This window comes from Pseudomonas sp. 10C3, from assembly GCF_036346185.1.
Classification (GTDB): domain Bacteria; phylum Pseudomonadota; class Gammaproteobacteria; order Pseudomonadales; family Pseudomonadaceae; genus Aquipseudomonas.
Genome location: NZ_JASJVE010000005.1, coordinates 109,107 through 128,868, shown reverse-complemented (window position 1 = coordinate 128,868; position 19,762 = coordinate 109,107). Strand labels below are relative to the sequence as shown.

General features: G+C 59.8%; 19 protein-coding genes and 2 pseudogenes. 7 read left to right on the top strand and 14 right to left on the bottom strand.

Annotated features, from left to right (window positions below):
• Positions 1 to 4: 4 nt before the first annotated feature.
• The gene (locus QN399_RS06530) at positions 5 to 634 is read right to left on the bottom strand and encodes an FAD-dependent oxidoreductase (protein ID WP_330200727.1); all 630 of its coding nucleotides are present in this window, start codon (positions 632 to 634) and stop codon (positions 5 to 7) included.
• Here QN399_RS06530 and QN399_RS06525 point away from each other — a divergent pair.
• From QN399_RS06525 to QN399_RS06495, 7 genes and pseudogenes are all read left to right on the top strand, one after another.
• Positions 606 to 1,139 (top strand): annotated as a pseudogene (locus tag QN399_RS06525) (urea ABC transporter permease subunit UrtC); the annotation flags it as partial. The gene QN399_RS06530 and the pseudogene QN399_RS06525 overlap by 29 nt on opposite strands.
• The gene (urtD, locus tag QN399_RS06520) at positions 1,136 to 1,894 is read left to right on the top strand and encodes an urea ABC transporter ATP-binding protein UrtD (RefSeq protein WP_330200726.1); all 759 of its coding nucleotides are present in this window, start codon (positions 1,136 to 1,138) and stop codon (positions 1,892 to 1,894) included. The pseudogene QN399_RS06525 and the gene urtD, both read left to right, overlap by 4 nt.
• Before the next feature lie 10 nt (positions 1,895 to 1,904).
• A pseudogene (urtE, locus tag QN399_RS06515) lies at positions 1,905 to 2,594 on the top strand (urea ABC transporter ATP-binding subunit UrtE).
• A 185-nt stretch (positions 2,595 to 2,779) separates the two neighbouring features.
• Positions 2,780 to 4,009, top strand: coding sequence for a formamidase (gene fmdA / locus QN399_RS06510; protein WP_322179367.1), 1,230 nt, complete (start codon positions 2,780 to 2,782; stop codon positions 4,007 to 4,009).
• A gap of 37 nt (positions 4,010 to 4,046) precedes the next feature.
• Entirely contained in the window at positions 4,047 to 4,394 is a 348-nt protein-coding gene (locus tag QN399_RS06505) for a zinc ribbon domain-containing protein (RefSeq protein WP_322179366.1), read from the top strand.
• A 14-nt stretch (positions 4,395 to 4,408) separates the two neighbouring features.
• The gene (locus QN399_RS06500) at positions 4,409 to 5,452 is read left to right on the top strand and encodes an aliphatic amidase (RefSeq protein WP_330200725.1); all 1,044 of its coding nucleotides are present in this window, start codon (positions 4,409 to 4,411) and stop codon (positions 5,450 to 5,452) included.
• Between the two features lie 3 nt (positions 5,453 to 5,455).
• Complete coding sequence (locus tag QN399_RS06495) at positions 5,456 to 6,514, top strand: AAA family ATPase (protein WP_330200724.1); 1,059 nt, start codon at positions 5,456 to 5,458, stop codon at positions 6,512 to 6,514.
• Between the two features lie 147 nt (positions 6,515 to 6,661).
• Here the strand turns inward: QN399_RS06495 and QN399_RS06490 are convergent, their stop codons facing one another.
• The 13 genes from QN399_RS06490 to QN399_RS06430 form a co-directional block, all read right to left on the bottom strand.
• Positions 6,662 to 8,242: an aldehyde dehydrogenase (NADP(+)) gene (locus tag QN399_RS06490; RefSeq protein WP_330200723.1), complete on the bottom strand. Its 1,581-nt coding sequence runs from the start codon at positions 8,240 to 8,242 to the stop codon at positions 6,662 to 6,664.
• Between the two features lie 180 nt (positions 8,243 to 8,422).
• Entirely contained in the window at positions 8,423 to 9,340 is a 918-nt protein-coding gene (locus tag QN399_RS06485) for a dihydrodipicolinate synthase family protein (protein WP_322216072.1), read from the bottom strand.
• A gap of 122 nt (positions 9,341 to 9,462) precedes the next feature.
• A complete protein-coding gene (locus tag QN399_RS06480; RefSeq protein ID WP_322216074.1) occupies positions 9,463 to 10,491 on the bottom strand; it encodes a proline racemase family protein in 1,029 nt (342 codons plus the stop codon).
• Between the two features lie 9 nt (positions 10,492 to 10,500).
• Complete coding sequence (locus QN399_RS06475; RefSeq protein WP_322216076.1) at positions 10,501 to 11,223, bottom strand: amino acid ABC transporter ATP-binding protein; 723 nt, start codon at positions 11,221 to 11,223, stop codon at positions 10,501 to 10,503.
• Entirely contained in the window at positions 11,216 to 11,866 is a 651-nt protein-coding gene (locus tag QN399_RS06470) for an amino acid ABC transporter permease (RefSeq protein ID WP_323568955.1), read from the bottom strand. Before QN399_RS06470 ends, QN399_RS06475 begins: the two co-directional genes overlap by 8 nt.
• A gap of 10 nt (positions 11,867 to 11,876) precedes the next feature.
• Complete coding sequence (locus QN399_RS06465) at positions 11,877 to 12,542, bottom strand: amino acid ABC transporter permease (RefSeq protein ID WP_322216079.1); 666 nt, start codon at positions 12,540 to 12,542, stop codon at positions 11,877 to 11,879.
• Positions 12,535 to 14,322, bottom strand: coding sequence for an aconitase X (locus tag QN399_RS06460; protein ID WP_330200722.1), 1,788 nt, complete (start codon positions 14,320 to 14,322; stop codon positions 12,535 to 12,537). The genes QN399_RS06465 and QN399_RS06460 overlap by 8 nt, the downstream gene beginning before the upstream one ends.
• Positions 14,323 to 14,332: 10 nt before the next feature.
• Positions 14,333 to 15,151, bottom strand: coding sequence for a transporter substrate-binding domain-containing protein (locus QN399_RS06455; protein ID WP_322216083.1), 819 nt, complete (start codon positions 15,149 to 15,151; stop codon positions 14,333 to 14,335).
• Positions 15,152 to 15,405: 254 nt separating this feature from the next.
• Positions 15,406 to 16,155 carry an AraC family transcriptional regulator gene (locus tag QN399_RS06450; RefSeq protein ID WP_330200751.1) on the bottom strand — a complete coding sequence of 250 codons (750 nt, stop codon included), beginning with the start codon at positions 16,153 to 16,155 and terminating at the stop codon, positions 15,406 to 15,408.
• 74 nt (positions 16,156 to 16,229) lie between these two features.
• Positions 16,230 to 17,486, bottom strand: a complete 1,257-nt coding sequence (locus QN399_RS06445; RefSeq protein ID WP_330200721.1) for an FAD/NAD(P)-binding oxidoreductase — start codon at positions 17,484 to 17,486, stop codon at positions 16,230 to 16,232.
• The gene (locus QN399_RS06440; RefSeq protein ID WP_322216086.1) at positions 17,483 to 17,719 is read right to left on the bottom strand and encodes a (2Fe-2S)-binding protein; all 237 of its coding nucleotides are present in this window, start codon (positions 17,717 to 17,719) and stop codon (positions 17,483 to 17,485) included. The genes QN399_RS06445 and QN399_RS06440 overlap by 4 nt, the downstream gene beginning before the upstream one ends.
• Positions 17,712 to 18,827, bottom strand: coding sequence for an FAD-dependent oxidoreductase (locus QN399_RS06435; RefSeq protein WP_322216087.1), 1,116 nt, complete (start codon positions 18,825 to 18,827; stop codon positions 17,712 to 17,714). Before QN399_RS06435 ends, QN399_RS06440 begins: the two co-directional genes overlap by 8 nt.
• The gene (locus tag QN399_RS06430) at positions 18,824 to 19,756 is read right to left on the bottom strand and encodes a 4-hydroxyproline epimerase (RefSeq protein ID WP_322216089.1); all 933 of its coding nucleotides are present in this window, start codon (positions 19,754 to 19,756) and stop codon (positions 18,824 to 18,826) included. The genes QN399_RS06435 and QN399_RS06430 overlap by 4 nt, the downstream gene beginning before the upstream one ends.
• Between the last annotated feature and the right edge of the window lie 6 nt (positions 19,757 to 19,762).

Here is a 19,762-nt window from a genome sequence, read left to right as displayed (position 1 = left end):
GGTGTCAACTCCTTGGGGGGCAATCCAGGCCTTTTAACGTCAGGCCTTCCAGATGGATCGGTGCCGGTCTACCGGCGATAAGGTCGCTCACTATCTGACCGCAGGCGCTCGCGAGTGTAAAACCGAGGCTTCCGTGGCCAGTGTTGAGCCAGAAATTCTTGAAGGGACTGGGTCCCAGAATGGGCGGCCCCTGCGGTGTAGAAGGGCGTAGCCCAGCCCAGCCGCGTGCCTGGTGATAATCGCCTGCGTCAGGGAAGGCTTCTTCGCACAGGCGACACAGAGCCGCAATGCGCTCTGGGTCGGGATGGGTGTTTTTGATGCCAATGTCGACCATGGCGGCGACGCGAAACTGTTGGCCGAGTCGAGCGTACACCACCTTGTTGTCGAAGTCGGTCACGCTGGTTTCCGGGACGCCGACGTTGCTGGTAAGCGGTAAAGTTAAGCTATAGCCCTTGAGTGGGTAGAGCGGCAGGCGGATACCCAATTGGGCCGCGAGTCGATCGCTGGCGTTGCCGGTAGCGAGCACGTAATCGTCAGCAGTGAAGTCTTCGGCATTCGCAAATTGCAGTGCTGAGATTCGATCTCCTTTGCGCTGAAAACCATTGTCCAAGCTTGGTCGGTTGTTGATGGCCATGCGCGACAAGGAAGAGCGCGTGCGGTTTTCCGGTTATGACGTAGCCAGTTTCAAAATTTTCGTGTTCTGTGTGGCGGCTGCATTCTCGGCCATTGGCGGTGCGATGTTCGCCTTGCAGGTCGGCTTTATGTCGCCCTCGTTCGTGGGGATCGTGCCGTCCATCGAGATGGTGATATTCGCGGCGGTAGGAGGGCGCATGTCGCTGCTTGGCGCCGTGTACGGCGCGTTGCTGGTCAACTACGGCAAGACCTACTTTTCCGAGTCCTTCCCGGAATTATGGTTGTACCTGATGGGCGGCCTGTTCATCGTGGTGGTCATGTATTTCCCGAATGGCCTTGCTGGTCTTTGGGATACTCATGGTCGGCAGGCCCTGGCAAAACTGCTTCGTCGCTCGCAACGGCCCCTTGCCAAGCCCGCGTCGATGTCTGTGGTGAGCAAATTAGCCAGCGTAGCTCCACAGTTGATTCAGCCTGCTAGCAGCACCTCCCTGGAGACCCGACCATGAGTGCCAGTGGTTTTGAAATGAACAAGCCAGTGCTGACCATCGAGGGACTGACCGTGTCTTTTGACGGCTTCAAGGCCGTTGATAACCTCAATCTGTATATCGACCGCAACGAAGTGCGCGTGGTGATTGGTCCCAATGGCGCAGGCAAGACCACGGTGCTTGATCTGATCTGCGGTAAGACCCGCGCTACCAGCGGCAGTATTCAGTTCGATGGAAAGGAACTGACCAAGATGCATGAGTACAACATCGTCCGCGCTGGAGTGGGGCGAAAATTCCAGAACCCGTCGATCTACGAGAACCTGACGGTGTTTGAAAATCTGGAAATGTCTTATCCCACAGGCCGCAAGGTGTTCGGTGCATTGTTCTTCAGGCGCAGTGCCGAAGTGATTGCCCGGGTAGAGGAGGTAGCCAATGAGATTTTCCTCGGAGACCTGTTGCAACAGCAAGCCGACCTGTTGTCCCACGGCCAGAAGCAGTGGTTAGAAATCGGCATGCTACTGATGCAGAACCCGGACCTGTTGATGCTCGACGAACCGGTCGCCGGCATGAGCGTCAACGAGCGGGCACAAACCGCCGAGCTGTTAAAGCGAATCAGCAAGGGCCGCTCCGTGCTGGTGATCGAGCACGACATGGAATTCGTCAAGAGCATCGCGCACAAGGTCACGTTGCTCCACCAAGGCAAGGTGCTGGCCGAGGGCAGCATGGAATCCATACAGAAAAATCCCAAAGTCATTGAAGTCTATCTGGGCCATTGAGGAGTCGGACATGTTCAACATCGACAAACTGTCCTGCGGCTATGGTCAGAGCCAAATCCTGCATGACCTGGACCTGAACGTCGCCAAGCGTGAGATTGTTGCCGTGATGGGACGCAATGGCATGGGCAAGACAACGTTATTCAAGAGTCTGATGGGCATCTTGCCGCAGTAGCACGGACGCATCAGCGTCGATGGCCATGATGTCTCGCCGCTGGAAACCCATGAACGAGTCGAGCGAGGTATCGCCTACGTGCCTCAGGGGCGGATGATATTTCCCAGCATGAGTGTGCTGGAAAACATCCAGACCGGATTGCCGGCATCGGCCAAGGGTAAGGTGCCCGATGACCTTTATGCATTGTTTCCGGTGCTTTACGAAATGCGCTCGCGAAAGGGCGGCAACTTGTCGGGCGGCCAGCAGCAACAACTGGCGATCGCCCGCGCTTTGGCGACTAATCCAAAAGTGTTGTTGCTGGATGAGCCGACCGAGGGCATTCAGCCGTCAATCATCAAGGACATCGCCCGCACGCTCAAAGAAATCCGCAACCTGCGCGACCTGACTATCGTCGTTTCGGAGCAAGTGCTGTCGTTCACTCTGGAAATCGCCGACCGTTTCCTGGTGATTGAAAAAGGTCGTTTCGTGGTCGAAGAAACCCGCGACAAGGTCGACGAAGCTACCATCAGCCGCTACCTGTCGGTGTGATCCTTATGCGTTATGCCCGCCCGCTTTCATACGCGGCGCGGGCTTTTTCGCGTGCGCTGGAAAAGGACTGAAGACCCCGTTCCTGCTGGCTATGGGCATACGTCATCCAACGTATTTTCTGATTGGCTCAAGCATTCGAAACTGGCTCCAACGCCTCACGCCCTATTCAGTCCAGGAGCTTCGTCATGACCGACACGTTGATCAAGGTTGACCTCAATCAGGCCGCTACCGAGAACGAACAGATCCACAACCGTTGGCACCCGGATATTCCGATGGCGTGCTGGGTCAAGCCCGGAGAGGACTTCATCCTCGAAACCTATGATTGGACTGCCGGTGCAATCAAGAACAATGACGATGCCTCCGATGTTCGTGATGTCGATCTCTCGACGGTGCATTACTTGTCTGGGCCGGTAGGGGTGCACGGTGCGGAGCCGGGTGATCTGCTGGTGGTCGATTTGCTGGATATCGGTGCCAAAGCCGAATCGATGTGGGGTTTCAACGGTTTCTTTTCACGGCAAAACGGTGGTGGATTCCTGACCGATCATTTCCCCAGCGCACAGAAAGCCATTTGGGATTTCAAGGGCATGTTCACCAGCTCGCGGCACATCCCTGGTGTGAATTTTGCGGGCTTGATCCATCCCGGTCTGATCGGATGCCTGCCGGATCACGTGATGCTCGCGGACTGGAACCGGCGTGAGCAGGAACTGATCGATACCAATCCGACCCGGGTGCCACCGCTTGCCAACGCACCCATGGCCCCAACTGCACACATGGGCAAACTCAAGGGCCAGGCCCGCGACGAAGCCGCTGCCACGGGCGCGCGAACCGTTCCGCCCCGCGAGCATGGCGGTAACTGCGACATCAAGGACCTTTCACGGGGTTCGAAGATTTTCTTTCCGGTCTACGTCAAGGGAGCTGGCTTGTCGGTTGGCGATCTGCACTTCAGTCAGGGCGACGGCGAAATTACCTTTTGTGGTGCCATCGAAATGGCCGGCTGGGTCCATATGAAAGTCGAGCTGATCAAGGGCGGCATGGCCAAATACGGGATCAAAAACCCGGTATTCAAACCGAGCCCGATCATTCCGACCTACCAGAACTACCTGATCTTCGAAGGTATCTCTGTGGATGAAGAGGGCAAGCAGCACTACCTGGACGTCAATATCGCGTACCGCCAGGCCTGCCTGAATGCCATCAATTACCTGACCAAGTTCGGTTACTCGCCCGCTCAAGGGTATGCGCTGCTGGGCTCGGCTCCGGTGCAAGGGCATATCAGCGGTGTGGTCGATATTCCCAACGCGTGCGCGACGTTGTGGTTGCCGACCGAGATCTTCGATTTCGACATCAACCCCAACGCCAACGGTCCGACGAAACACCTCGACGGCAGCATTGATCTGCCGATTGCCCCAGACCTGTAAGCCACCTCGGCGCCCGATTCATTGTCAGGAGAGCTGCATGCCGACCTATGAGTACGAATGTCAGACCTGCGGCTCGTTCACGATGCTGCGGCCCATGGACCAGCGTCATCAACCGTGTCAGTGCCCGATCTGCGCGGGTGACGGAGGGCGGTTGATCCTCTCGGCACCGTCGCTACCGACATTGTCGAGCAATCAGCGTATGGCGATCACGACCAATGAGCGCAGTGCAAACGCGCCGCAGACCGTCGGCGAATACCAGCAGAACCGGCGTCACCCCAGTGGTTGTAGCTGTTGCGCACCGAGCAAACCGGTGACGTCGAGCAAGGCCAATCCACTGGGCCTTAAGAGTAAAACCGGTCCAAGACCGTGGATGATCAGCCATTAACAGAGGTCAATTTCATGCGCCATGGTGATATTTCCAGCAGCCCGGACACCGTTGGTGTCGCTGTCGTCAATTACAAAATGCCGCGTCTGCACACAAAGGCCGAAGTCATCGAAAACGCCCACAAAATTGCCGAGATCATCACGGGCATAAAGCGCGGTCTTCCTGGCATGGACCTGGTGGTATTCCCCGAATACAGCACCATGGGCATCATGTATGACCACGACGAGATGATGGCAACTGCCGCCAGCATTCCGGGGGAGGAGACTACGATCTTCTCTGCCGCGTGCCGTGCGGCCAACACGTGGGGGGTCTTTTCACTTACGGGTGAACGTCATGAGGAACATCCACGCAAGGCTCCCTACAACACGTTGGTATTAATCGATAACCAGGGCGAAATCGTCCAGAAATACCGCAAATGTATTCCTTGGTGCCCCATAGAGGGCTGGTATCCAGGAGACCGTACTTATGTTTGCGATGGTCCAAAGGGCATGAAGATCAGCCTGATCATCTGCGATGACGGCAACTACCCGGAGATCTGGCGCGACTGCGCAATGAAAGGGGCCGAGTTGATTGTTCGGTGCCAGGGCTATATGTACCCGGCCAAAGAGCAGCAGGTGATGATGTCCAAGAGTATGGCCTGGGCCAATAACTGCTACGTAGCGGTCGCCAATGCTGCCGGCTTCGACGGTGTGTACTCTTACTTTGGACACTCGGCGATTATTGGTTTCGACGGTCGGACCTTGGGCGAATGCGGCGAAGAAGAAATGGGTATTCAGTATGCCCAGTTATCTATCTCGCAAATTCGCGATGCCCGTGCCAACGACCAGTCGCAGAATCATCTGTTCAAGCTACTGCATCGCGGTTACACCGGGGTCTATAACTCCGGCGACGGCGACAAGGGCGTGGCCGACTGTCCGTTTGATTTTTACCGGACCTGGGTTCTGGACGCGCAGAAAGCTCAGGAGAATGTGGAAAAACTCACCCGCGGCACTATCGGCGTGGCTGATTGCCCTGTGGGTGAACTTCCCCACGGTGGCAAAGAAAAAACCGCAGGCTAGAACATGCCTTTCGCCAATGATCGTGTTGAGCACAATCACCAGCAGCCGAACCAGCCTGCCACACCGCCTTCGACCGGCCTGCTGACGTCGCGCTTTGTCTTCGATCCTGCTCAGGTGATGGCTCTGCTGCGTAGCCGTATCGTCGGCCAGGATGCCGCCTTAGCTACAATCGAAGCAGTGCTTAAGGTCGTCAAAGCCGATATTGGTGAGCGCGAGAGGCCCTTGACGGTAAACCTGTTCATGGGCCCGACCGGTGTCGGTAAAACGGAGATCGTGCGCCTGCTGGCCATGGCTATACACGGTCGTGCCGATGCTTTTTGTCGCATCGACATGCATACCCTGGCCCAGGAGCACTACTCGGCGGCGCTCACCGGCGCGCCACCCGGTTATGTCGGTAGCAAAGAAGGCGTCAGTCTGTTCAATAGCGAGCTGATTCAGGGCACGTTTAGCCGCCCTGGGATCGTGTTGTTCGACGAGCTGGAAAAAGCCAGCAAGGAAGTCGTGCGCAGCTTGCTCGGTATCCTGGAAAACGGCCAGCTGACGCTAGCGGGCGGTAGTCGAACGCTGGACTTTCGAAACAGCCTGATCTTTATGACGAGTAATATAGGCGCGCAGCAAGCCAGCAGGCACCGAGAGCGTTTCACGCGCGGTTGGAGGCGTTGGTTCGGTGTAGCCCCAAAAGGCGAGGAGGGTGTATTGGAACGGGCGCTGCATGACTGTTTTGAACCGGAATTTCTGAACCGTATCGACCGTATACTGGTCTTCGAGCGTATTGAAGACCAATGGCTGAAAGCGCTGTTGCAGATCGAAATGGCGCTGCTGAATCAGCGCCTTGATCAGCATCGCCGTAATCTGGTTCTTGACGATGCGGCAAGTGCATGGCTGTGTCGTAACCATGACTCACGCTTCGGTGCACGTGCGCTGACAAGAAGAGTGAGGGTCGAACTGGAGCCAGCGATTGCGGAGTGCGTGCTGTCTTGGCCGCAAACCACGGGAATGACTGCTACGGTCGAATCAAACACGTTAGTGGTTCTTTCCAAGCGTTTTTCACGGACTCCATAATCCATAATAGGATGTTGCGCAGTGGTCAACTAATCCCGGACACGACGTTAAGTTTTTCTTCTGCCCCTTGCAGGGGCCAACCCATCATTGATCGGAGTCAGCCCCCACCTCATGGAGCACTATTCCTCCTGCACTCGCGAGTTACCGTCACAGCGGCTGGCGGGTGCTGTTGCCGTCGACCAAGCGGGCAATGCCCAGTGAATTGGCGTCTTTAAGCGGTTCGGGCAGTAGCGCATCCGGGCAGTTCTGGTAGCACACCGGACGCAGAAAGCGCTCGATGGCCACGCTGCCAACCGAAGTGCCGCGGGCATCGGAGGTGGCCGGGTAGGGCCCGCCATGCACCATCGCGTCGCAGACTTCGACACCTGTAGGGTAGCCATTGAACAGCACCCGACCGACCTTCTGTTCGAGCAGCGAGAGCAGTTCTCCATGGGTTTTGAGATCACCGGTTTCGGCAATCAGTGTGGCGGTGAGTTGACCGTACAAGCACTGCAGTGCCCGTTGCAGTTCGGCCTTGTCGGCCACTTCAATCAACACCGTGGCCGGACCGAAGACCTCGTCCTGCAGCAGCGGGTCGCCGTTGAGCAGCAGGCTCACGTCGGCCTTGAACAACTGGGGCTGGGCCTGCTTGCCCTGTTGTTCACAGCCGGCCAGGTGAGTGATTCGCGGATGCGCGTGCAATGCCTGTAGGCCCTTGCTGTAGCTGTCGAGCGTGCCGGTGTTGAGCATGGTTTGTCCCGGCTGTTCGACCATCAGAGCGCTGAGATGCTCAATGAATACGTTCAGTTGAGGGGAGCAAATACCTATCACCAATCCGGGTTTAGTGCAGAACTGACCACAGCCGAGGACCACTGAGGCGGCGAGTTCACGGGCGATTTTCTCACCACGTAGCTGCAGGGCTTCGGGTAACACCAGCACCGGGTTGATGCTGCTCATTTCCGCGAACACAGGAATGGGGTGCGGCCGTGCGGCAGCCATGTCGCACAGGGCGCGGCCACCCTTGAGCGAACCGGTAAAGCCGACCGCCTGAATGGCCGGGTGCTTGACCAGGGTCTCGCCGACACCCGCACCGTAAATCATGTTGAACACGCCTTTGGGCATGTTGGTTTGTTCGGCGGCGCGGATGATCGCGTTGGCCACTCGCTCGGCAGTCGCCATGTGCCCGCTGTGGGCCTTGAACACCACCGGGCAACCGGCTGCCAGCGCGGCAGCGGTATCGCCACCGGCGGTGGAGAATGCCAGGGGGAAGTTGCTGGCGCCGAACACTGCGACCGGGCCAACACCTATTCGGTATTGGCGCAGGTCTACCCGTGGCAGCGGTTGGCGTTCAGGCTGGGCACGGTCGATACGCGCATCGTAGAAGTCGCCTCGGCGCAGGACGTGGGCAAACAGGCGCATCTGGCCGCTGGTGCGCCCGCGTTCACCTTGGATGCGCCCGGTAGGCAGTGCGGTTTCGCGGGTGACCAAGGCGACGAACTCATCACCCAGGGCATCCAGTTGCGTAGCGATGGCCTCGAGAAACTCCGCGCGGCGGCTGGCCGGCAAGGTACGAAAGGCCGGGTAGGCTGCGGAGGCAGCTTGGGCGGCGGCGTCCACTTCTTCAGGGGTCGCTTGCACGAAGTGATAGGGCAAAGCTTGACCGCTGCTGGCGTCATGGCTTTGCAGAGTGATAGTGCCCACAGCGCTGCGTGCGCCACCGATGTAGTTGTGGCCGATGATCTCGGGCATGAAAAACTCCTGTGTGGAAGGGTGACTCAGCCCCGTGAATCACCCTGGCGAGCGGGGCCACGACCCGTTTCAGTCCCGAGGGTGATTGCGCGCGAGGCTTGAGTGGACATGCTGGCGTTTCTTGTAAACACGCAGAGAGAAGCAGCCGGGCTGGGCCGCAAGGCTCAGCCCGGCAATCACTCAGAGACCGACGTCCGGCAGGTCCGGACGGTTTGCCAGCGCTTTGGCCATGATCTGCTCGACGTATTCACGTTCAGCTTGTGGCAGTGCCAGGCGTGGCGGACGGGTCAACGCGCTACCACGACCAGCGATGGCTTCGCACAGCTTAATGCACTGCACCAGGTCGGCACGGGCGTCCAGATGCAGGATCGGCATCAGCCATTCGTAGATCGGCATGGCTTCGGCAAAGCGGCCGGCCTTAGCCAGGCGGAAGATGGTTTCGCCTTCTTTAGGGAACACGTTGGACATGCCCGAGACCCAGCCTTCTGCGCCCACGGCGATGCTTTCCAGCACCACGTCATCGAGACCGGCGAACAACACAAATCGATCGCCCACTTCATTGCGCACGTCGATGAAGCGACGGGTGTCGCCAGAGGAGTCCTTGAAACACACCACGTTATCGCAGTCGGCCAGTGAAATCAGGATGTCCGGGGTCACGTCGTTTTTGTAGATCGGCGGGTTGTTGTAAACCATCAGCGGCACATCGGCGTTCTTGGCTACGTAGCGGTAGTGTTCGGCGGTTTCGAACGGCTTGGAGCCGTACACCAGAGCTGGCATAAGCATCACGCCATCGACACCGGCCTTGCGCACGGCGTTGGCGACTTTGGCGGCTTGCACGCTGGTGAACTCTGCGACGCCACAGATCACTGGCACCCGGCCGCGTGAGGCGTCAACCGCCACTTCAGTCACGGCGATTTTTTCTTCGGCGGTCAGGGACGTGTTCTCACCCACCGAACCACACACCACCAGACCCGACACACCATCACGAATTACGTTCGAGATTACCTGATGAGTTTTCTCCAGGTTGATGGAGAAATCGTCGTTGAATTGAGTGGTCACTGCTGGGAAGACGCCACTCCAGCCTATGCGCTTGCTCATAATTGCCTCCGGTTATTTATATTGTATTTCGTATACGATATTCTAGAGTCTGGGATCAGACCAATACTTTTTTAGTTTGTTTTTCGGGTGTTATTTGTGTTTGAAAGTCAGCGAGTCAGCTATCAGGCGCCAGGCCAGGTGTCCGACAGTCTGTAGCCTTGGGGCCATGGATCGCTCGGGTCCAGCAGCAATTGGTGGGTGCCCGTAATCCACGCCCGGCCAGAAATGCAGGGGTAAATAGCGGGTCTTCCGGCCACTTGCGTCAGCGAATCGATGCGGCAGTGGAACTCCGAACCTATGATCGAGCGACCGACAAAGTGATCGCCCACGCGCATCAAGCCTTTGGCCTGCATCACCGCCATGCGCGCTGAGCAACCGGTGCCAGTGGGGGAGCGGTCGATCTTTCCGGGCCGAATCACCACCGCGTTGGCGCCGGTGGCAATCCCATTTTCATAAACGATGGGGGCCGCGATCTGGCAGAAGGAAATGTGTGACCACTCAGGGTTCAGTGGATGGACAAAGCCCAATTGTTCGTTGGCTGCGCGGGTGATTTTCAGTCCGACCTCCACTAGCTCTGCCGCCTCGTCAGGGCAAATCGAGAAGCCGAGGCGCAGTGCATCGGCGATCACGAAACTGTCGCCGCCATAGGCCGTGTCGACTTGCAGCGCGCCTATTCCTTCAACTTCGATCCAGGCGTCGAGACGGTCAGCGAAGGAGGGTACGTTCTTGATTTCCACCCGTTCGACTTTGCCGTCGCGGCAATCGGCCACGGCTTCGATCAAGCCTCCCGGGGCTTCGAGCACCAAGTGGGTTTGCGGTTCGGTCATGGCCAGGATGCCGCTGTCGAGCAGCACCGTGGCCACGCACAGCGAGTTGGAGCCAGACATTGGCGGGGTATCTGCCGGTTCCATGATGATCCAGGCCATTTGCGCTCGCGGGTCTTTGGCCGGGACCAGCAAATTAACGTGACGGAACACACCGCCGCGCGGTTCGTTGAGTACGAAGTTGCGCAGGGTTTCATCCTTGGCGATCCAGCGCGACTGTTCCCAGATCGTGGCGCCGGGTGGCGGTGCAACACCGCCGACGATCACATCGCCGACTTCCCCTTCGGCATGACAGCTGACCACATGAATGATTTTTGATGAGCGCATTACCTGCTCCTATTTGACCGATTTGAGGAAGGCGGCCGTTTCCGGCTGTATAGGGTTACCGATGACTTGGTCGGGCGAGCCGATCTCGTGCACCAGGCCGTTACGAAAGAACGCCACGCGGTCGGACACGTCCCGCGCAAACCGGATTTCGTGGGTCACCAACACCATGGTCATGCCGTCTTCGGCGAGCATGCGCATGGTGTCCAGCACTTCGCCCACCAGTTGCGGGTCCAGCGCCGAGGTGGCTTCGTCGAACAGCATGTAGTCCGGTGACATTGCCAGGGCGCGGGCGATGGCCATGCGTTGTTGTTGACCGCCGGACAGCTTGCCGGGGAAGGTCTTGAGCTTGTCGCCCAAGCCCACATGCGTTAGTTGCCGGACCGCCAGGGCCTCGGCTTCTTCGCGGCTTTTTCCGAGCACTTTGCGCGGCGCGAGCATCACGTTTTCCAGTACGGTCAAATGGGGAAAGGCGTTCCACTGTTGGAACACGATGCCGATCTTCTGGCGCAAGCGGTTGAGGTTGGTGGCTTTGCTGTGAACCTCGATCCCGTCGACGCGAATGCTGCCTTTCTGGATTGGCTCCAGGCCGTTGATGCACATCAGCAGGGTCGATTTTCCGGAGCCGGAGCCGCCTATGATCGACACCACTTCACCCTTGTTCACCGTCAGGCTGACACCCTTGACCACGTCAAGGTCGCCGAAGGATTTGTACACGTTATCGATCTCAATCATTTTCTTGCCACCTTCTTTCCAGACGGGCGCCCAGGCGTGCGACCACCAGGCTCATGACGTAATAGATGAGGCCTGCGACGCACAGCACCAGCAGGGGCTCTTGGATGCGGGTCACGATAGTTTGCGAGGCCCGCAGCAGTTCGACGATGCCGATCCACATCACCAGCGCGGTGTCTTTCATCACGCTGAGCACCAGATTCAGCCAGCCGGGGAAGGCCACGCGCGAGGCTATCGGCAGTACGATCCAGCGCAGGTCCTGCAGGTAACTCAGGCCCAGGGACCGGCTGGCGCGCCGGACGGAAAGCGGCACGGCGAGCACGCCACTGCGCACTATTTCGGTGAAGTACGCCGCGGCGTAAACCCCCAGCACGATGCAGCCGACGCTGAAGGCGCTGATGTTCAAGCCGACGATGCTCTTGAGCGAGTTGAACAGCACGAACTGGATCAGCAACGGCACACTGCGAAACACGTCCAGTACCCAGGCCAGCGGTAGGCTTGCCCTTGGCAGCAAGGCGCGCAGCAGGCCGAACAGTAGTCCGGCGAAGGAGCCGAGCATGATTGCCCAGAAGGTCAGTTGCAGGGTGACCCATGCACCGTCGAGCAGAAACAGCAGGTCATTCCAGGAGAAACTGGTGGAAAACATAGGCTCGTCCTCAGTAACGGAACAGCCGCCAGGCCATCAGCCGGGCTACCGCTACGATCAACTTGGCAATCAGGTAATACAGCGCCGCGGCAAGGGCGAAGTATTCAAAGGTACGGAACGTTTTGACGTTGTAGTCTTGAGTCACGCCAGTGAGGTCGTTGTTAAGCCCGACGATCACCCCCAGCGACGTCATCAGCACAGCCCAGACCATCTGGTTGCTCAACGGATAGAACACGATGCGCAGCAATTGCGGAACGATGATCATCCGGTAGGCCTGGAACGCACTCATGCCCAAGGACCGCGCGGCGCGCATCTGCGTGCTGGGTACAGCCTTGAGGCCTCCCCGGAAGTTTTCCGCCAGGTAACCGGCGTTGTTAAAGGTGATCCCGGCCAGCAAGGCGAACCATGAGCTGACATGCAGTCCGAGGGAGCCCAGACCGAAGTACAGGACGTATATCTGGAACAGCGACGGGGTGTTGCGCGCAATCGAAACCCAGCCGTTGCCGATGCCGCGCAACAGCGGGTAACGTGCTTCACGTATCACGGTCAGGGCCAGCGCGATCAGCACTCCGAAAATCATCGACAGCGCGGCGGTTTCGAAGGTTACCCAGGCACCTGCGAGCATGTCCGGCAGGGCGCGCAGTACTGAGCGCCATTGGAAGGTGTAGTCAAACATGCGCGGGGCTCTCCAGAGTGGCAGCGGGTTGCAACCATGTGGGTAAACGACCACTGGCCTTAGCGCTACAGGCGGACTCGACACACTCACTAAGACTTGCGAAATGCACTGGCCGGCCGACCAAACCTGGCGCGTAGTGGGCGTATTTGCCCGAGTTGGTCATCAATGTCCGGGCTGCGGGCGGGATCACCGGTTCACCGAGCATGCACCAGCAAGTGTCGGTGACCAGAGTCACACCAAAGGCTTCTAGAACGGCGATGTGTCCGGCGTTGCGCGCTTGTTCCAGTACGGCGCGGCCGCAGGTGATCGCCACAACCACGTCCGGGTGCTTGTGCCTGCCCGCACACAAACGTGCCAAATGAGCGAACTCGCTGAGGGAGAAGTGCGGGTTACCCAGCGACACCACATCCACCTGGTTGTCGCGGGCACTGTTGAGCTCGCGCCAACTGAGCAACAGGTCTTTGAGCCTGATGTTTATCCCCGGTATCGGATTGCCCGGCTCCAGCACCAGGGCTGGGTCGAGGGCTTCTGGTGTGACGCCTGCGATATGGAACAGGGGCGCCGCAGAGGTGGTGGCAAAGGCCGCGCCGAAGGCTTTCAGATCATCCAGCGTCGGCTTGGCCTGAGCCAACCCCAACACCAGGGGGATCCGACGGCCGGCCAGCGCGCCGATGTGGTAACCGAGCAAGGGATAAAAAGCATCGTCCAACTCGTCCAGGTCGGGCAGTTTGATGAGCAGTTGCGCCTTGCGTTGGGCGTCCAGGTGACAGCCGATCAAGGGCGCACGACCGGTTAGGGCAATGCAGATGTCCAAGTAGTCCGGGTATTTAAGGGTGCGTGCGCCGAGCACGCTGTTGGCGTAGACCACCGCGTTGGATTCTGCCCAGACGATTTGCTCGCCGACCTTGGGGGCGCTGTCGAGCAGGTAAGGGGCACAGGTGAAACTCATTTGAGCGCCCATTGCCATGTAGGCATCGCCCAAAGCACTGGCGGGTTCGCCCAGTGCCGGGTCGATGCCCAGTTCGCGCCAGCGACGCTGGTCAACGGAGATGGAATTGAGGGTTGTTGGCACCCGTACTTTCGCGCCCCACTGCACCAACTGTTGGGCAAAGCGCAGGCTCGCGGGTCCCGTATAAATGCAGCCGTCGATGTGGGCCTGGGTGACATCTATCAGGCTTTTCGCGCCTTGCAACTGGGCCATGCGCAGAACGATGTGCATCGCCACCCGGGCCGCTTTGCCATGTTCGCCTGCCAGTAGTTGCTGGTCGTGGGTGGTGAGTTCGACAGAGGTTGCATCTGCTGGCTCAGGCTCAAGTACAGCCGTGCCGTGCCCTTGCGAGGCATCGGTAGGGGGCTGGTCGAACAGCGTCAGACGGGTGTCGTCGACTCGCGCAAAGGCCTGGCCCCGCAAGGCGGCAAAGGCCTCCCTGCCGATGCAGAGCACCGGCAGGGAGCGTTCGAAGAGGGTCTGTGCCACGAGCACGCCCAGGGTCAGGATTTCATCGGCTTCGGCCAACACCAGTGCCGCCGGCGCGTGGCCATTACTGATCAGCTCCATCATCACGCTGCTGCCGGTGCAGGAGCCACGGCCGCTAGGAATGGCCAGCACGCAGTTGGCCAGGTGTTCACCGCTGAGGGGATGGTGACGGTCGATCACCTCGCCGCTGAGAGCGTCGACTCCGCCCCAAAAACTCAAGCCGACGTCGGTGAACAACAGAGCACCTTCGGCGGCACCCGCGACCAGGCTACGCCCGGTCAGGGAAGTGGGCTTGCCAGGCATACCGGACACCTCAGTAGTAAACTTTTGGCACGGTCAAGTCGGTCGGAGGGATCTCGGTGCCGACCCATTTGACGAACAGTTCTTTGTAACGACCGCTACGCACTTGCTGGTTGACGAACAGATTGAGGTAGTTGATCAGGCCGTACTCGCTGCGCTTGGCGCCCAAGGATACGTAGTCGATCACATAGGGTGCGTTACCGGCGATTTTCAGGCCCTTGTACTTGCCCGATTTAATGGTCGCGGCCGCAACAGTATTGGTGACGACGGTGGCGTCGATGTGGCCTTGTGCAACGGCCAACAGGGTATCGTTTTGCGACTGATAGGCGCGGAAGCTGCCAGTGCCCCAGCTCTTCACGTCTTTTTCCAGAGCGATGGCTTCAAAGGTGCCGCTGGTATTGCCCAGGGCCTTACCCTTGATGTCGTCGAAACTGTTGATGCCGGTGTTGTCGCGGGTCAGTACGACCATTTGGAAGGCGAAGTAAGGCACCGTCAGCCCCACCGTCTTGGCGCGTTCGAGGGTGTCGGAGGTCGAGGCAACGATCACGTCGACACGCCCGGAAACCAGCGCCGGAATGCGGTCCGGGAACGGCGTTTCAACCACTTCGGCATCGACCCCTAGGATCTTCGCCAGATCGTTGCAATAGTCCACGTCGAAACCGACAGGTTTGTTGGCTTCGTCACGGAAACCCATGGGGGGGAAGTCCAGGGTCACGGCGCAGCGCAGCTTGCCTGAACCGATGATGTCATCAAGCTTGTCGGCCTGAGCTGTGGCGATGAAAGAGGTACTGAGAACAGCGCTGAGGGCTACGGCAAATGCAGGGTTTTTCATAGAGGCCTCGTTATCGGAAAATTGCTGCTGCTTATCGTCTATGTTATTTCGTATACGATATCTAGTTAGCAATCGGCGTGCCTGTTTCTGATGTTGGCTGGGAATTATTTACGAGGCCTTGCGGTATCTGTCTCACACGATGCGTATGTAGAAGAGGCAGAGATAAATCGCAACGGCGTGGATCAGACGGGTGTTACATAAGGGAGCGAATCGCCCCGTGCGCGCCTCTTATGGGAGCACTCATGGTGAGTCTTTCAGCGATGGGTTTCGCGGTACTGGCTGGGCGACAGGCTAGTCAAAGCGCGGAACTGGCGACTGAACGCGCTGTGGTCGGTGTAACCGCAGCGCAGAGCGATGTCGGTGATGGGCAGGTCTTTGTCCAGCAACAAGCGCGAGGCTTCTTCCAGACGTACCTTGTGAATCATCTGCCGCGGGGTGAGGTGGAAGATGCGCTTGCAGTGACGTTCCAGTTGCGCCACCGAGAGCCCGGCGATCGCAGTCAGCTCGGCGAGGCTGATAGGGTGGGCGAAGTGGTTACGGATATGGGCATCCACTGCCGCCAGTTTCTGGAAAGCGGGGTGAGTGGACTGGGGTAATTGCAGATCGCGGGAGATACCGGCCAGGCCGACGACATGGCCTTGGGCATCGAGCAGGGCGAGTTTTTGGGTCAGACACCACACGGGCTGGTTACCGTAATAAAGGTGCAACTCGAGCTGGTCTACCAGTTCTCGGCCGCTGGCTAGAACCCGGCGATCCTGCTCGGCGTAGAGCGGGCCGAACCGTTCGGGGAACACGTTGTCGGCGGTGAGTCCCAGGAGCTCGTGGCTGTGCTTGAAGCCGCAGCGCCTGGCCAGGGTCTGGTTGACGAAGGCGTAGCGGGCTTCACCGTCCTTGATAAAAAACACCACGTCCGAGAGGGTGTCGAGCAGCGGCGCGATCGGCTGCAGGCTGCTCAGCAAAGAGGGCAAATCGCAGGGCTTAAGGCTGTTAAGCGAGACATACATGGCGTTGAAGGCCTGGTGGCGATCTTTGGGATCATAGAGACTCGGCGCCGTGCCCGAAAGTCCCGGCGCATGATTCACGCGGGCGGGTTGTCGTCCAGGCACAAGAAGGTCTCGATACGCGCCGGGCTGAACGGCGGACGCAGTGCCGGAGCCTGCCAGCCAAACAGGTGGTGCAACGCGCCACCGCAAATCCGTCCCTGGCAAGCACCCATGCCACAGCGGGTCGCCAGTTTGGCTTCGCGCCAGTGGCGGTGTTCGGTCAGCGCCGAGTAGAGCACATCTTCGCAACGGCAGACCAGGGTATCGGGTTCGGCCAGGGTTTTGAGCGTTGGGTCCAGGGCGAACGTGTGGTTCAGTGCCTTGGCAAAACCTTGCCAGCGAGTCCGGCGTGACCAAAGTCGTTGTGCGGCTTTTTGCTCTCCAACGGCGGCCAGCCCCGCGATATGCCCTTCGACCAACGCCAATTCACTGCCGCCGAAACCGGTGCATTCGCCTGCCGCGTAGTGGTCGGCGAGACTGCTTGCCTGCCATTGATCGACGGCGATCGTCTGGCCATTGAGGGCGCAGCCCAAGGCCTGGCCGAGTTGGGTATTGGGGATCAGGCCAAAACCGCAGGCCAGTCGATCGCAGGCCATTTCGACGACCTTGCCCTGCTGTCGAAGGCGTACGCCTTCGACGCGGCTGTGACCTAAAACGGCGAGAACGTGGGTCTGGGGGCGGTACTGCGCATCGAACAAGGCGAAGGACTGCAGCAGTTTGTGTGGCCAACGCGGTAGCTGGGCGGCAAAACCGGCGACGGCGGCGCGGGAGGCTTGTTCGGCGATACGCAGTACCTGAGCGCCTTTGTTTTTGGCGGTGGCGGCACTGGCCAGCAACAACGGACCGCTGCCAGCGATGACCAGACGTTCACCCTGCACCGGCAGGCCGCCCTTGATCAGCGCCTGCAAGCCCCCGGCACCCGTAACGCCGGGCAGCGTCCAGCCGGGGAAGGGCAGGAGCAATTCGCGGGCACCTGTGCACAAGATCAGTTTGTCGTACCCGATGCACCAGCCGTGTTCGTTGTCTTCCACTAACAGAGTCTTGACGCCGACGTTGGCGATAACCCGCGTCGCAGGGTAGTGGCGAATGTTGGCGCAGGCCGCCAGTCGTTCACGCAGGCGCCGAGGCTGGGACGGCAGGCTGGCGCGCGGGCCGTCGCGCCAGATTTGTCCACCGGTCCAAGGGTTGTCGTCGAGCAGCACAATGCGCGCGCCGCTGGGCGCGGCGGAGAGAGCGGCAGCCATGCCAGCGGGGCCGGCGCCGATAATCAGCAGGTCGGTGTATTCGCTCATCCTCGAGTCTCCACGCGCATGCCATCACGGCACAGGGTCTGGCAGGCTAGGCGGCGACGCCCATCAATGATCACTCGGCATTCCTGACAAACACCCATGCCACACAGTGGCGCGCGGCGCTGACCGTTGACCGAAGTGCGGCTGCTGCCGTCCCCGCCCAAGGCCAGTGCGGCGGCGACACTGGTGCCCTCGGCTACCCATAGGGCGCGGCCGTCCAGGGTCAATTCAGGCATAGACGGGCTCTCCGAGAAAACGTTGTGGCAGATAAGGTTGCGGGGCTAAAGGCGGCGGTTCATCGAACAACTGCGCAACCAACAGATCCGCAGTGCCGGGCGCAGTGGTGACGCCCAGCCCCTCGTGACCGACCGCCAGCCACAAGCCTTTGTGTTGTGGGTGTTGGCCCACCAACGGCATGCCATCGGGGCTGGCAGCGCGGAATCCGGTCCAGGCGCGGATGGCGTTGAGCTGGGCCAGCCCCGGCATGTATTCGGTGGCACGTTTGAGCATTTTGGCCAGCATCCAGCCTTCGACCTGTGGGTCAGTGGTGCCAAATTGCCTTGAGGCGCCAATGAATAATTGCCCGGTGGGGCGCGGTTGGATATTGCAAGCGGTCGACGGCCCGCTGGCATTGTGGGCGCTGGTGACGTATCCGAGTTCGACCAAGGTGTGGGTGACCGTGCCAGGGTAGCGGTCGGTGATCAGCAAGTGACCTTTCTTCGGTTCGATGGGCAGCTCAGGGCACAGCTCGTTTGCCTGAATGCCGTTGGCCAGCACCACCGCTTCGGCGCTTAGCCAGTGACCATCGTCGAGGCGTACACGGCTGCCGTCCACTTCCACAACCCGCGCCTGACGCTGACGGATACTCGGGTTTTCAAGCATCCAGCGGGCGGTGGCGGGGGCATAGAGAATGCCGTCGCCATTGATCAACAATCCACCCTCCAGACCTTCGCGCAACGCCGGTTCACGCGTGCGCAGTTCGGCTCTGCCGATCAATTCGCAAGGCACGCCCTGTGCTTGCAGATTGAGGTATTTGCTGTGGGCGATGGCCATTTCTTCGGCATTGGCGGCCAGCCATAGGGTCCCGTTGCGGCGATAGGCGCAGTCTTCAGGCATGGCCGGTGCCGTTTCACGCCAGCGTTGCAGGGAGTATTGGCTCAAGGCCAGTTCGGCCGGGTTATCGTCCAGCACCAGCAAATGGCCCATGCCAGCGGCTGTGGCGCCGGGCAGGCCCGCGTCGAGCACTAGCACCCGCAAACCGCGACGGGCTAGCGCCTGAGCACAGGCAGCACCGATGATCCCGGCGCCGATCACGATCACATCGGCCACTGGGTCCTCGCTCACGGGCGTATGCCCCAGGCGAATGGGTCGTCCTGATCGATCAGCAGGGTGGCTTCGGCGCTGATATAGGCACGGCCACGAATGGTCGGCACGATGCACTCACCCAGGGTTTCGTAAGAGCCTTCGAATTCGCTGCCGATCACGCTGGCCTGGCGCCATATCTGGCCCGGTTGTAGCTTGCCGTCGGCGGCCAGGCACGCCAGTTTGGCGCTGGTGCCGGTGCCGCACGGTGAGCGGTCGTAGGCCTTGCCGGGGCACAGCACGAAGTTGCGGCTGTCGGCTTGCGGGTCGTCGGCAAACAGTTCGATGTGGTCGATCAGACCACCATCTTCACCGCGAACGCCTTGGGCTTCCAGAGCTTGTTGCACGGCATAGGTGTAGGCGGTCAAGGCATCGAGATTGCTCCCCGTGACTTCCAGGCCATGGTCAGAAATCAGAAAAAACCAGTTGCCGCCCCAAGCGACGTCACCCACCACTTCACCGATGCCGGGCACGTGCAGCGCCAGGGCTTTGCGATAACGGTAGGCCGGGACGTTACGCACGCTCACCGAGCGGTCGAGGTGCAGCGTTGCTTCAACCGTGCCCACCGGGGTTTCGATACGGTGTACGCCAGCGCCGATCTTGCCCGCATGTGCCAGTGAGGCCACCAGGCCAATGGTGCCGTGGCCGCACATGCCCAGATAGCCGGCGTTGTTGAAGAAAATCACCCCGGCACAGGCCGTAGGGTCGACCGGCTCGCACAACAACGCCCCCACCAGTACGTCGCTGCCCCGTGGCTCGAGCATACAGGCGGCGCGCCACTGGTCATGCTCCTCGGCCAGCCGTTGCCGGCGCTCGGCCATGCTGCCGTTGCCCAGGTCAGGAAAGCCGTCGGTCACCAGGCGGGTCGGTTCGCCGCCGGTGTGGGAGTCGATCACAGTGATGCGCTTCATGGGGGC

Bases quoted from the DNA above. Each gene is read 5' to 3' on its own strand.
- QN399_RS06530 (WP_330200727.1), bottom strand. From the start codon at position 634: ATGGCCATCAACAACCGACCAAGCTTGGACAATGGTTTTCAGCGCAAA.
- urtD (WP_330200726.1), top strand. From the start codon at position 1,136: ATGAGTGCCAGTGGTTTTGAAATGAACAAGCCAGTGCTGACCATCGAG.
- fmdA (WP_322179367.1), top strand. From the start codon at position 2,780: ATGACCGACACGTTGATCAAGGTTGACCTCAATCAGGCCGCTACCGAG.
- QN399_RS06505 (WP_322179366.1), top strand. From the start codon at position 4,047: ATGCCGACCTATGAGTACGAATGTCAGACCTGCGGCTCGTTCACGATG.
- QN399_RS06500 (WP_330200725.1), top strand. From the start codon at position 4,409: ATGCGCCATGGTGATATTTCCAGCAGCCCGGACACCGTTGGTGTCGCT.
- QN399_RS06495 (WP_330200724.1), top strand. From the start codon at position 5,456: ATGCCTTTCGCCAATGATCGTGTTGAGCACAATCACCAGCAGCCGAAC.
- QN399_RS06490 (WP_330200723.1), bottom strand. From the start codon at position 8,242: ATGCCCGAGATCATCGGCCACAACTACATCGGTGGCGCACGCAGCGCT.
- QN399_RS06485 (WP_322216072.1), bottom strand. From the start codon at position 9,340: ATGAGCAAGCGCATAGGCTGGAGTGGCGTCTTCCCAGCAGTGACCACT.
- QN399_RS06480 (WP_322216074.1), bottom strand. From the start codon at position 10,491: ATGCGCTCATCAAAAATCATTCATGTGGTCAGCTGTCATGCCGAAGGG.
- QN399_RS06475 (WP_322216076.1), bottom strand. From the start codon at position 11,223: ATGATTGAGATCGATAACGTGTACAAATCCTTCGGCGACCTTGACGTG.
- QN399_RS06470 (WP_323568955.1), bottom strand. From the start codon at position 11,866: ATGTTTTCCACCAGTTTCTCCTGGAATGACCTGCTGTTTCTGCTCGAC.
- QN399_RS06465 (WP_322216079.1), bottom strand. From the start codon at position 12,542: ATGTTTGACTACACCTTCCAATGGCGCTCAGTACTGCGCGCCCTGCCG.
- QN399_RS06460 (WP_330200722.1), bottom strand. From the start codon at position 14,322: ATGCCTGGCAAGCCCACTTCCCTGACCGGGCGTAGCCTGGTCGCGGGT.
- QN399_RS06455 (WP_322216083.1), bottom strand. From the start codon at position 15,151: ATGAAAAACCCTGCATTTGCCGTAGCCCTCAGCGCTGTTCTCAGTACC.
- QN399_RS06450 (WP_330200751.1), bottom strand. From the start codon at position 16,155: ATGTATGTCTCGCTTAACAGCCTTAAGCCCTGCGATTTGCCCTCTTTG.
- QN399_RS06445 (WP_330200721.1), bottom strand. From the start codon at position 17,486: ATGAGCGAATACACCGACCTGCTGATTATCGGCGCCGGCCCCGCTGGC.
- QN399_RS06440 (WP_322216086.1), bottom strand. From the start codon at position 17,719: ATGCCTGAATTGACCCTGGACGGCCGCGCCCTATGGGTAGCCGAGGGC.
- QN399_RS06430 (WP_322216089.1), bottom strand. From the start codon at position 19,756: ATGAAGCGCATCACTGTGATCGACTCCCACACCGGCGGCGAACCGACC.